This is a genomic window from Amycolatopsis sp. DG1A-15b (assembly GCF_030285645.1).
In the GTDB taxonomy this organism is placed as follows: Bacteria; Actinomycetota; Actinomycetes; order Mycobacteriales; family Pseudonocardiaceae; genus Amycolatopsis.
In genome coordinates this window covers 4,727,641-4,739,532 of sequence record NZ_CP127296.1, presented here as the reverse complement: position 1 = coordinate 4,739,532, position 11,892 = coordinate 4,727,641, and the positions used below count along the sequence as shown (strand labels likewise).

General features: G+C 70.9%; 11 protein-coding genes. 8 read left to right on the top strand and 3 right to left on the bottom strand.

Annotated features, from left to right (window positions below):
* Positions 1–76 precede the first annotated feature (76 nt).
* Positions 77–2,938, top strand: coding sequence for an excinuclease ABC subunit UvrA (gene uvrA, locus QRY02_RS21565; protein WP_285993325.1), 2,862 nt, complete (start codon positions 77–79; stop codon positions 2,936–2,938).
* Positions 2,939–2,941: 3 nt separating this feature from the next.
* Here the strand turns inward: uvrA and QRY02_RS21560 are convergent, their stop codons facing one another.
* Complete coding sequence (locus tag QRY02_RS21560) at positions 2,942–3,517, bottom strand: fibronectin type III domain-containing protein (RefSeq protein WP_285993324.1); 576 nt, start codon at positions 3,515–3,517, stop codon at positions 2,942–2,944.
* Positions 3,518–3,743: 226 nt separating this feature from the next.
* On the opposite strand from QRY02_RS21560, the gene QRY02_RS21555 reads away from it, so the two are divergent.
* The 4 genes from QRY02_RS21555 to QRY02_RS21540 all read left to right on the top strand — a co-directional run bounded on the left by QRY02_RS21555 (position 3,744) and on the right by QRY02_RS21540 (position 6,106).
* Positions 3,744–4,247 carry a hypothetical protein gene (locus tag QRY02_RS21555; protein ID WP_285993323.1) on the top strand — a complete coding sequence of 168 codons (504 nt, stop codon included), beginning with the start codon at positions 3,744–3,746 and terminating at the stop codon, positions 4,245–4,247.
* A 145-nt stretch (positions 4,248–4,392) separates the two neighbouring features.
* Positions 4,393–4,944: a sigma-70 family RNA polymerase sigma factor gene (locus QRY02_RS21550; RefSeq protein ID WP_026469270.1), complete on the top strand. Its 552-nt coding sequence runs from the start codon at positions 4,393–4,395 to the stop codon at positions 4,942–4,944.
* Positions 4,941–5,657 (top strand): zf-HC2 domain-containing protein, encoded by a 717-nt coding sequence (locus tag QRY02_RS21545; protein ID WP_285993322.1) that lies wholly within the window; start codon positions 4,941–4,943, stop codon positions 5,655–5,657. Before QRY02_RS21550 ends, QRY02_RS21545 begins: the two co-directional genes overlap by 4 nt.
* 5 nt (positions 5,658–5,662) lie before the next feature.
* Positions 5,663–6,106, top strand: coding sequence for an SRPBCC family protein (locus QRY02_RS21540; RefSeq protein WP_285993321.1), 444 nt, complete (start codon positions 5,663–5,665; stop codon positions 6,104–6,106).
* Here QRY02_RS21540 and QRY02_RS21535 read toward each other — a convergent pair.
* Positions 6,094–7,521 carry a DHA2 family efflux MFS transporter permease subunit gene (locus QRY02_RS21535; RefSeq protein WP_285993320.1) on the bottom strand — a complete coding sequence of 476 codons (1,428 nt, stop codon included), beginning with the start codon at positions 7,519–7,521 and terminating at the stop codon, positions 6,094–6,096. The genes QRY02_RS21540 and QRY02_RS21535 overlap by 13 nt on opposite strands.
* 104 nt (positions 7,522–7,625) lie before the next feature.
* Between QRY02_RS21535 and QRY02_RS21530 the strand changes: the two genes are divergently transcribed.
* The gene (locus QRY02_RS21530) at positions 7,626–8,027 is read left to right on the top strand and encodes a winged helix-turn-helix transcriptional regulator (RefSeq protein WP_285993319.1); all 402 of its coding nucleotides are present in this window, start codon (positions 7,626–7,628) and stop codon (positions 8,025–8,027) included.
* Positions 8,028–8,127: 100 nt separating this feature from the next.
* Here the strand turns inward: QRY02_RS21530 and QRY02_RS21525 are convergent, their stop codons facing one another.
* Entirely contained in the window at positions 8,128–9,477 is a 1,350-nt protein-coding gene (locus QRY02_RS21525) for a cation:dicarboxylate symporter family transporter (protein WP_285993318.1), read from the bottom strand.
* A 145-nt stretch (positions 9,478–9,622) separates the two neighbouring features.
* Between QRY02_RS21525 and QRY02_RS21520 the strand changes: the two genes are divergently transcribed.
* Together QRY02_RS21520 and QRY02_RS21515 are read left to right on the top strand one after the other, a co-directional pair.
* Positions 9,623–11,209 (top strand): sensor histidine kinase, encoded by a 1,587-nt coding sequence (locus tag QRY02_RS21520; protein WP_502874228.1) that lies wholly within the window; start codon positions 9,623–9,625, stop codon positions 11,207–11,209.
* Complete coding sequence (locus QRY02_RS21515; protein ID WP_285993317.1) at positions 11,206–11,874, top strand: response regulator; 669 nt, start codon at positions 11,206–11,208, stop codon at positions 11,872–11,874. The genes QRY02_RS21520 and QRY02_RS21515 overlap by 4 nt, the downstream gene beginning before the upstream one ends.
* The last annotated feature ends 18 nt before the right edge of the window (positions 11,875–11,892 follow it).

The window sequence follows — 11,892 nt, the reverse complement described above, 5'->3', positions numbered from 1 at the left end:
GACAGCGCTTGAGACAGCACAGACCGGGCCGGCGACCGCAGCAGAATGACTGAGAATGACCTGAGAGGACCCTGGCGTGGCTGATCGCCTCGTTGTTCGCGGTGCCCGCGAGCACAATCTCCGCGGCGTGGATCTCGACCTGCCCCGCGACAGCCTGATCGTGTTCACCGGCCTGTCCGGGTCGGGGAAGTCGAGCCTCGCCTTCGACACCATCTTCGCCGAAGGGCAGCGGCGCTACGTCGAGTCGCTCTCGGCGTACGCCCGCCAGTTCCTCGGGCAGATGGACAAGCCCGACGTCGACTTCATCGAGGGCCTCTCGCCCGCGGTGTCGATCGACCAGAAGTCGACCTCGCGCAACCCGCGCTCCACCGTGGGCACGATCACGGAGGTCTACGACTACCTGCGGCTGCTCTACGCCCGCGCCGGCAAGGCGCACTGCCCCACGTGCGGCGAGGCGATCAGCAAGCAGACCCCGCAGCAGATCGTCGACCAGGTGCTGGAGATGGACGAAGGCGTCCGCTTCCAGGTGCTCGCGCCGGTGGTGCGCGGGCGCAAGGGCGAGTACGTCGACCTGTTCGAGAACCTGCAGCAGCAGGGCTACGCGCGCGTGGTCGTGGACGGCACGGTCCACGCGCTCACCGACCCGCCGAAGCTGAAGAAGCAGGAAAAGCACCAGATCGCCGTGGTGATCGACCGGCTGAGCGTCAAGTCGAGCTCGCGCCAGCGGCTGACCGACTCGGTCGAGACGGCGCTGCGCCTGGCCGACGGGCTGATCGAGCTCGACTTCGTCGACCTGCCGGACAACGACCCGCACCGGATCCGCGGGTTCTCCGAGAACCTCGCCTGCCCCAACGGCCACCCCCTGGCCATCGAGGACCTCGAGCCCCGCTCGTTCTCCTTCAACTCGCCCTACGGCGCCTGCCCCGAGTGCACCGGCATCGGCATCCGCAAGGAGGTCGACCCGGAGCTGGTGGTCCCGGACGACGAGCTGTCCCTGGCCCAGGGTGCGATCGCGCCGTGGTCGGGCGGCCAGAGCGCGGATTACTTCATCCGGCTGCTCGAGTCGCTTTCGGAGACCATCGGCTTCCGGATGGACACGCCGTGGCGGCGGCTGCCCGCGCGCGCCCAGAAGGCGGTGCTGCACGGCGTCGACGAGCAGGTCCACGTCCGCTACAAGAACCGCTACGGCCGCCAGCGCTCGTACTACGCGGCCTTCGAAGGCGTCATCCCGTTCCTCGAGCGGCGCCAGGAGCAGACCGAGTCCGAGTACATGCGCGAGCGGTACGAGGGCTACATGCGCGAGGTGCCGTGCCCGGCCTGCCAGGGCACCCGGCTCAAGCCGGAGATCCTCGCGGTGACGCTGGCGCACAAGACCCGCGGCGACATGTCGATCGCCGAGGTCTGCGCGCTGTCCATCGCGGAGGCGTCGCAGTTCCTCGACGAGCTGGAGCTGGGCCAGCGCGAGGCGATGATCGCCGGTGCGGTGCTCAAGGAGATCCAGGCGCGGCTGCGCTTCCTGCTCGACGTCGGCCTTACCTACCTCTCGCTCGACCGCGCGTCGGCCACGCTGTCGGGCGGCGAGGCGCAGCGCATCCGGCTGGCGACGCAGATCGGTTCGGGCCTGGTGGGCGTGCTGTACGTGCTCGACGAGCCGTCGATCGGCCTGCACCAGCGCGACAACCACCGCCTGATCGAGACGCTGACCCGGCTGCGGAACCTCGGCAACACGCTGATCGTCGTCGAGCACGACGAGGACACCATCCGCTCCAGCGACTGGGTGGTCGACATCGGCCCGGGCGCCGGCGAGCACGGCGGCCACATCGTCCACAGTGGACCGTACAAGAAGCTGCTCAAGAGCAAGGAATCCCTGACCGGGCAGTACCTGTCCGGCCGGCGGAAGATCGAGGTGCCGGCGATCCGGCGGCCGATCGACAAGAAGCGGCAGCTGACCGTGGTCGGCGCGCGCGAGCACAACCTGCGCGGCCTCGACGTGTCGTTCCCGCTCGGCTGCCTGGTCTCGGTCACCGGCGTCTCCGGCTCGGGCAAGTCGACGCTGGTCAACGACATCCTGGCGACGGTGCTGGCGAACAAGCTCAACGGCGCCCGCCAGGTGCCGGGCCGCCACACCCGCGTGAACGGCCTGGGCAACGTCGACAAGCTGGTGCGCGTCGACCAGTCGCCGATCGGGCGGACCCCGCGGTCCAACCCGGCCACCTACACCGGTGTCTGGGACCACGTCCGCAAGCTGTTCGCGGCGACGACCGAGGCGAAGGTCCGCGGCTACCAGCAGGGCCGGTTCTCGTTCAACGTCAAGGGCGGCCGCTGCGAGGCGTGCGCCGGCGACGGCACGATCAAGATCGAGATGAACTTCCTGCCGGACGTCTACGTCCCGTGCGAGGTCTGCAAGGGCGCCCGGTACAACCGGGAAACCCTCGAGGTGCACTACAAGGGCAAGACCGTCTCGGACGTGCTCGACATGCCCATCGAGGAGGCGGCGGAGTTCTTCGAGCCGATCAAGGCCATCCACCGCCACCTGCAGACGCTGGTGGACGTCGGCCTCGGCTACGTCCGGCTCGGCCAGCCCGCGCCGACGCTGTCCGGCGGTGAGGCGCAGCGCGTCAAGCTGGCCAGCGAGCTGCAGAAGCGCTCGACCGGCAAGACGGTGTACATCCTCGACGAGCCGACCACCGGCCTGCACTTCGAGGACATCAACAAGCTGATCGGCGTGATCAACGGGCTGGTCGACAAGGGCAACTCGGTGATCGTGATCGAGCACAACCTCGACGTGATCAAGACCTCCGACTGGATCATCGACATGGGCCCCGAGGGCGGCTCCGGCGGTGGCCAGATCGTCGCCGAGGGCACCCCGGAACACGTCGCCGAGGTCGAGGGCAGCTACACGGGCGAGTTCCTGCGGACGGTGCTCACCTCCGAGTAGCGGCTACCGCTCCTTCCCGGTGGTCTGGTGGACCACCGGGGAGAGCGGGCCGTAGTGCAGCGCCCGGAGCCGGTAGGCCGACTCCTCCTCGCCGGGCAGGAGTGACAGGGCGCACGTCGTCGTGCCCGGATCGGTGACTTCGACCGGCGCGAAGCCCGGCGCGCCCGGGCGGCGGATCTCCAGCAGGAACCCGGCCTCGTCGGGGGAGCGGTCGGCCCAGGTGAACGTCAGCGTGTCGCCGGAAGCGACCGCGTGCAGCCGGGTCGCGTCCGGGGCCGCCGGCGCGCCCGGGGCCGTCTCCGCCGACACCGGACCGGTGAACGGCTGCTCGCGGTAGTAGAACGGTGTCTCCGGGATCAGGTCCGGGTGGTGGTAGCTCGTCGTGTGCGGCGGCAGGAACCCGAGCGTCGTCCAGGGGCCGGCCGGGTCGTTGGCGTAGTCGACGCGATGCCCGGCCCCGTCGTCCGGCCAGCTGAGCACCACGTCCGTGGGCGACGTCAGGGTCGCCGTGAAAGAAGGCGCGGGAGCGGAACAGCCCGCGGCCAGCAGCGTCACCAGGACGAGGGGTTTGACGGGCACGGCGGCCTCCCGGAACGGCGGGGGCGGCGGTGCGGACGTGATCGAGCTTAGGAACCCGGCCCGCACGGCGACAAGATCGTGCCGATCACCGGGACGGACCAATCCGTCGGCGAACCGGCACCGAATGGCGCGAAAACCGGGCTGAACCGTTTCGCGGCCGCGGCCGTGTTCTGAGGTGTCGAGGTCCGCCGGACGGCGGTGCCGCCCTCACCGAGGAGAGAACGTCATGAACCGTATCCGGCCGGTGGTCGCCAGCGCGGTGGCGCTCGTCGCCATCGCCTCGTCGTCCGCCTGTGGTGACATGGCCGACGGCGCCCAAGGGCCGCAACACGGTGAGCCGGGGCACAAGATGCTGCAGGTCGGCACGGTCAACGGTGTCGGCGCGGTGGTCACCGACGCCGACGGCAAGACGCTCTACCGGTTCGACAAGGACATCTCCCAGCCGCCGACGTCCAACTGCGACGGCGAATGCGCCACGCAGTGGCCGCCGATGCTCGCCGGGGTGGCCACGCCGATGCTCAAGGGCATCCAGGACACCCAGGTGGGCACCGCGACCCGCAAGGACGGCAGCAAGCAGATCACGCTCAACGGCTGGCCGCTGTACGAGTTCGCGGGCGACAAGGCGGCGGGTGACATGAACGGCCAGGGCGCCAACGGCACGTGGTTCGCCATCGCGCCGGACGGCAGCAAGATCACCGCGGGCGGCAAAGCCGGCGGCGCCGGGTCCTGACAGACGACGGTTTCCGGGCAGAACGAGGAAGGACGGGCAGCCGATGAACACCATGGTCGCGCTGCGCTCGACGCACGCACCGCCGGTGGAGCTGAGGGTTGCACTACTGTCCTCGACGACTCAGAACACCGTCGGGAGGACGAGGGTGGCCATAGGAGGCAGGCGGCCTAAGAAGGCCAAAGGCGAAGACCTGATTCGGCAGCTGTACGCCGAACACGGCCGGAGCCTGCTGGCTTACGCGACAAGGCTGACCGGTGATCGCGCGGCAGCCGAGGACGTGGTCCAGGAGACGCTGGTCCGGGCGTGGAAACACGCCGACGACCTGCAGAACGACGGGAAAGGCTCGGTGCGCGGCTGGTTGCTGACCGTCGCGCGCAACCTGGTCACCGACCGGGCACGGGCCCGGGCGGCCCGGCCACAAGAGGTGGCCGAACCGGCCGAAGGCGTGCCGACCCCGGCCGTCGAGCGCGACCACGCCCAGGGGGTGGTCGACTCGATGACCGTGCTCGGCGCGATGGACGGGCTGTCCAACGAGCATCGAGAGGTCCTGGTGGAGATCTACTACCGGGGACGGACGGTGGCCGAAGCGGCGAGAACACTGGGCGTCGCACCGGGTACCGTGAAATCAAGGTCTTACTACGCACTACGAGCACTCAGAGCAGCGATGATTTCGAGCGGAACGGAGGTGGCGCGATGAACTCGGTGGACGAGAGTCACACGCAGCTCGGCGCGTACGCCCTCGGCGCGCTCGATCCCGGGGAGGCGGCCGACTTCGAGCGGCGGCACCTGCAGACCTGCGCACAGTGCCGGTTCGACCTGAACGAGCTCGTCGCCCTGCGCGACTCGCTCGACGAGGTACCGCCCGAGGCGTTCCTCGACGGGCCGCCCGAGGGCGGGGACCTGCTGCTGCAGAAGACCCTGCGCCGGGTGCGCGACGAGGAAGAGCGCGTCGCTCCGGCCCGCACCGCGTCACGCCGGGGCCTGGCCCTGGTCGCGGCGGCGGTGCTGGTGGTGGCCGCGCTCGGCGGTGGCGTGCTGGTGGGCCGCCAGACGGCCGATCCGGGCCTGGCCGCGCCGGCTCCGGCGCCGGACTCGCCGCCCGGCACGAAGACCGTCGAAGGCCGGGATCCGACGACCGGCGTCCAGCTGGCCGCGTCGGTGGCCCCGTTCCAGGGCTGGGTCAAGGTGGACCTCAACGTGAAGGGCGTCCGGGCCGGGGAGAAGTGCCTGCTCCAGGTGGTCACCAAGGAAGGCAACGCGGTGACCGCAGGCAGCTGGCAGGTGTCCGAGAAGTGGGAGAGCCAGGGCGGCTTCCGGCTCGACGGGTCGGCGCTGGTCGCCCCCGACGACGTGAAGTCGATCGACATCGTCACGGTCGATGGTCGGAAGCTGGTCTCGGCCCAGGTTTGATGAGCATGACGGGTGGGCGCTACCGGTTCCGCAGCACGTGGCTGCTGCCGGGAACCGTGCCCGAGCGGGTGTTCGGCGTGGTCACCGACCTCGCCGGCTACCCGAGGTGGTGGTCGGACGTCCGCGCGGTGCGCCGCGTGGACGACGACACCGCCGAGCTGGTTTGCCGGTCCCGGCTGCCGTTCCGGATCGTCGTCCGGATGCACCGGGACCTCCAGGACGAGCGCATGGGCTTGATGCGGGTCAGGCTCAGCGGCGACCTCGACGGGACCCTGGCGGGAGCGGTCCGCGCGGCGGGCGCGGGCACGCTGCTGGAGATCACCCAGGACGTCCAGGCCCGGAAGGAGTTGCTGCGGCGCTTCGACACGGTGGCCCGGCCGCTCTTCCGCGCGAACCACGCGCTGATGATGCGGCGGGGCCACCGTGGGCTTTCGGCCTACCTGGCCTGACCGGCGGCGCAGACCGCCGGTTCGGGAACCACCGGGGCCGCGGCCCGCCGGGTGCGGCGGGCCAGCACCAGGCCGCCCAGGGCGACTGCCGCGATCAGGAAGCCCGCGCTGACGCTGTACGCCAGCCGGAACCCGGCCGCCAGTGCCTCGCGGTGGTCCAGCGCGCCGAGGCTCTCCGTGCGGGAGGCCGCGACCGCGGCCAGCACCGCCGTGCCGACGGCCGCACCGACCTGCTGGGTCGTGTTGATCAGGCCCGACGCCACGCCCGCGTCCGCGGCCGGGACGTCCGCCATCGCCAGGCCCATCAGCGCCGGGATGGCCGCGCCGGCGCCGAGGCCCATCAGCAGCAGCGCGGGCAGGACGTCGGCGAAGTAGGAGCCTGATACCCGGGTGAGCAGCAGCAGGCCCACGATCACCAAGCCCAGGCCGCCCAGCAGCACCGCCCGCGGGCCGAACCGCGCGGCGAGCTTGTCCGCGAATCCCAGCGACGCCACCGCGATCACCAGCGGCACCGGCAGGAACGCGACGCCGGTCCCCAGCGCGTCGAGGCCGAGCACCTGCTGCAGGTACAACGCCGTGACGAACTGGAAGCCGAGCATCCCGGCGACCATCAGCACCATCACCACGTTCGCGCCGGCTACCGCGCGGATCTTGAACAGCCGCAACGGCAACAGCGGCGTCCGCGCCCTCGCCTGCCGCACCGCGAACGCCGCGAGCAAGACGACGGCAGCGGCCAGCGTGCTCCAGGACGACGACGAAATGCCGTACACGCCGAGCATCACCGTGGCGGTCACCAGGACCGCACCGAGCACGTCCAGGCCCGCTCGCAGACCCGTCCCGCGGTCGGGCGAGACCACCCGGACGGCCAGCAGCAGCGCGGCCACGCCGATCGGCAGGTTGACGTAGAACGTCCAGTGCCAGCTCAGCGCGTGCGTCAGCGCGCCGCCCGCGATGAGCCCGATGGACGCGCCCGCCGCCTGCGTGAAGCTGTACACGCCGATCGCCTTCGCCCGGGCCCGGGGCTCGGGGTACATCGTGACGATCATCCCGAGCACCACGGCCGACGCCAGCGCACCGCCGACGCCCTGGGCGAACCGCGCCGCGACCAGGACGCCCGCGTCCGTGGCCAGGCCCGCGATCAGGGACGCGACGGTGAACAGGCCGAGCCCGCCGAGGAAGACGCGGCGGCGGCCGAGCAGGTCGCCGAGCCGCCCGGAGAGCAGCAGCAGGCCGCCGAACGCGACCAGGTAGGCGGTGAAGACCCAGGAGAGCCCGGCGGGCGTGAAACCGAGGTCGGCCTGGATCGCGGGCAGCGCCACCGCGACGATGCTGCTGTCGAGCACGACCATCAGCGAGGCGGCGCACAGCACCGCCAGCGCGAGGCCGCGGGAGCGGGTGGGGTGGTTCTCGGCCATGTGAGGCCCCTCCAGTCGAGAGTTCCCCTGGTCATCGCCAGGGCACTTCTTGTAACAGTGCCCATCATGTGTGACCATGGGTGCGCCGTGAAGGAGGCACTTCCATGTCCCAGGGGAACATCGGTGTACCTGTCCAGGTCACCGAGATCGATCCGGAAAAACTCGACGTCTGCACGGTGCTGGAGGTCATCAACCGGATCAGCGGCAAGTGGGCGATCGGCATCCTCCTGGAGGCCATGCGGGGCCCGGTGCGGTTCACCGAGCTGGAGCGCTCGGTCGAAGGGATCAGCCGCCGGATGCTGACGCTGACCCTGCGCAACCTCGAGCGCGACGGCCTGCTGGCCCGCACGATCTACCCGACCGTCCCGCCGCGCGTGGAGTACGAGGCCACTGCGATGGCGAAGGAGCTGTACCAGTCGCTGAACGGCCTGCTCGGCTGGGCGGAGCGGCACCGCGAGGACATCGCGGCCGCGCGCGTCGTCTACGACGGCCAGGCCGCCGGCTGAAGACGTGGAACGGGCCGCGGTGCGAGGTCGGGGGAGACTCGCACCGCGGCCCGCGGTGGTTCGTGCTCAGCGGGGGCAGTGAGCACGAACGTTCAGGGGGTCAGGCCGGGACCTTTTCGCCCGCCGGTTCGGCCGGCGCCGGCTCGTGCTCGTCGAGCATGGTGGCTTCGTCGAACGGTTCCTCGCCGGCGAACACCCGGTGCGCCTGCTCGCGGTCGAACTCCTTCGTCCAGTTTCCGATGAGGACGGTCGCGACGGCGTTGCCGGCGAAGTTCGTCAGCGCGCGGGCCTCGGACATGAACCGGTCGATGCCGAGGATGAACCCGACGCCGCCGACCAGGTCGGGCCGGTGCGACTGCAGGCCGCTGGCGAGCACCGCGATGCCGGAGCCGCTGACGCCGGCCGCACCCTTCGAGGCGATGATCATGAACAGCAGCAGGACGATCTGCTCGCCGACCGAGAGCGGCGCGTCCTGGGCGGAGGCGATGAACAGCGTCGCCATGGTCAGGTAGATCGCGGTGCCGTCCAGGTTGAACGAGTACCCGGTCGGCACGGTGATGCCGACGACCGACTTGCCGACCCCGAGGTGCTCCATCTTCGCGATCAGCCGCGGCAGCGCCGACTCGGACGACGACGTCGACAGGATCAGCAGGAACTCGCGGCGCAGGTAGTTGAGCAGCTTCAGGATGCTCACCCGCGCACCGACCCACAGCACCGTGCCGAGGATGCCGAAGACGAACACCAGGCAGGTCAGGTAGAAGCCGATCATGATCACCGCGAGGCTCTTCAACGCGTTGACCCCGGTCGCGCCGACCACCGCGGCGATGGCGCCGAACGCGCCGATGGGGGCGGCCCACATGATCATCGCCAGGATCCGGAAGACCAGCCGCTGGATGTGCTCGATGCCGCGCAGGATCGGCGCGCCCTTCGGGCCGAGCTTCTGCAGCGCGAAGCCCACGAGCAGCGCGACCAGCAGCGTCTGCAGCACCTGGCCTTCGGTGAACGCCGAGACGAGCGTCTTCGGGATGATGCCGAGCGCGAATTCCACCGGGCCGGCGGAGCCGGTGGCCGAGTCGTGGGCCTTCTTCACGTCGCCCGGGTTGAGGTGCAGCCCGGTGCCGGGGTGCAGCAGGTTGCCCACGATCAGGCCGATCGCCAGCGCGAAGGTCGACATCGCGATGAAGTAGACCAGCGCCATCAGGCCGATCTTGCCGACCTTCGCCGCCTTCGCGACCGACCCGACGCCGATCACGATGGTGCAGAAGATGATCGGCGAGATCATCATCTTGATCAGGTTCACGAAGCCGTCGCCCAGTGGCTTCAGGCCCTTGGCGAAGCCGGGGAAGAGAAAGCCGACCGCGATTCCCAGCGCGACCGCGACGATCACGGCCAGGTAGAGGTAGCGGGTCTTGTCGCGGCGCGGCGGCGCGTCGGGGGTCGGTGTAGGCACCGTTGCCTCCAGCTCGGGGATGTCCAGGTTGCGGCACACTGTAGGCCGAGTTCGGTGATCCGGCTCACTTGTGTTCATTGAGTTCGTGTGATGATCGCACCGTCCCGTTCGGACACCCGCCCGCGCGGTGTGCTGGTATGAGGAGGTGCCCCCGACGTTGCGGTCCCATTGGAGCCTGGCGCGCCAGCTGCTCGTGCTGCAGCTGGTGGTGCTCTGCGTGCTGGCCGGCGCCGGGATCACCTTCGCCTGGATCGACGCGGGGCGCGCGGTCCAGCAGAACGCCGAGGACCAGGTTCGCGCGGTCGCGCTCACGGTCGCCGACGCGCCCAGCGTCGTGGCGGCGGTGGGGACGCCGAACCCGAGCGCGACGCTGCAGCCGTTCGCCCTGCGCGTGCAGGACCACACCCAGGTCGACTTCATCACGATCATGAGCCCGGCCGGGATCCGCTACACGCACCCGACCCCGGCGCTGATCGGCCAGCACTACATCGGCACCATCGACAAGGCGCAGCGGGGCGAGGACCTCACCGAGACCTACACCGGCTCGCTCGGGCCGTCGGTGCGCACGGTCGTGCCGGTGTTCGACGCCGGCCACCGGGTGGTCGCGCTCGTCGCGGTCGGGATCAAGGTCGAGGCGATCTCGGCCGAGCTGCGCGAACGGCTGTGGCCGCTGTTCGGCGTGGCCGGCGCGGTGCTGGTGGTCGGCGCGCTGGGCGGCTGGCTGATCAGCGTCCGGCTGCGGCGCCAGACCCGGGGCGTCGCGCCGGACGAGCTCAGCAACCTCTTCGAGTACCACGAGGCCGTGCTGCACTCGGTCCGCGAAGGCGTGCTGCTCGTCGGCCGGGACGGGCGGATCGGCCTCTGCAACGACGGCGCCCGCACGCTGCTCGGCCTCGGCACCGACCCGGTGGGCCGCGACCTGGCGACGCTGGGCCTGCCGGACGGGCTGGCCGAGGCGTTCACGTCCGAGGAGAACCGGGCCGAGGAACTGCACCTGACCGACTCGCGCGTGCTGCTGGTCAGCACGACCGCCGTCCGCTCGGGCGGCCGCTCGCAGGGCACCGTCGTCGTCCTGCGCGACCACACCGAACTGCAGTCGCTGACCGGGGAGCTGACCACCGCCCGCGGCCTCGCCGAGGCGCTGCGGTCGCAGGCGCACGAGGCGGCGAACCGACTCCACACGGTGGTCTCCCTCGTGGAGATCGGCAAACCCGAGCAGGCCGTCGAGTTCGCCACCGCCGAGCTCGCCTTCGCCCAGGAACTGACCGACCGGGTCGTCGGCGCCGTCGCCGAGCCGGTGCTCGCCGCGCTGCTGCTCGGCAAGGCGGCCGAAGCGAGCGAGCGCGGGGTCGAGCTGACGGTCACGCCGGACACCGTGATCGACGACGTCTCGCTCGGCGTCGAGGCCCGCGACCTAGTGACCATCCTCGGCAACCTGATCGACAACGGTCTCGACGCGGCCGTGCGCGGCACCGGTCACCCGAAAGTCGTGGTCACCGCCCGCTCCGACGAGGACGGGCTGCTGCTGCGCGTCGCCGACTCCGGGCCCGGCGTGCCCGAAGACGCCGACGTGTTCAGACGGGGGTGGTCGACGAAGGCGGAGGACGGCCACGGGCTCGGGCTCGCCCTCGTCGGGCAGGCGGTGCGCCGCTACGGCGGCACGGTCGAAGTCGGCCGGGACGGGGGCGCGGTGTTCACCGTGCGGCTGCCGCGGCAGGAGGCGGGCCGGTGATCCGCGTGCTGGTGGTGGAGGACGAGCCGGTGGCCGCGGAGGCGCACCGCGTCTACGTCGAGCGGCTCCCCGGGTTCGCGGTGGCCGGCGTGGTCCACTCCGGCGGCGAGGCGCTGCGGTTCTGCGAACGCGAGCCGGTCGACCTGGTGCTGCTGGACTTCTACCTGCCGGACACGCACGGGCTGGCGGTCTGCCGCTCGCTGCGCGCGGCCGGGCTGCCGATCGACGTCATCGCCGTGACGTCGGCGCGCGACCTCGGCCTGGTCAAGGCGGCGGTGTCGGTCGGCGTGGTGCAGTACCTGCTCAAGCCGTTCACCTTCGCCACCCTGCGCGAAAAGCTCGAGCGGTACGCGGAATTCCGCGACGCGTCCGGCGAGGTCACCGGCCAGGCGGAGATCGACCGGGCCCTCGGCGCGTTGCGCACGACCGAGCAGCCCCCGCTGCCGAAGGGCATGAGCGTCCAGACCCTGGAGGCGATCACCGACGCGCTTTCCGGCGCGGCGGAAGGACTTTCGGCGGGCGCGGCGGCGAGCGCGATCGGCGCTTCCCGCGTGACGGCGCGGAGGTACCTGGAGTACCTGGCGGACAACGGCATGGCCCACCGCGAGCCCCACTACGGCCAGGTCGGGCGGCCCGAGGTTTGGTACCGGCTCACTCGCGGATAAACGACCCATCCGGCGCAC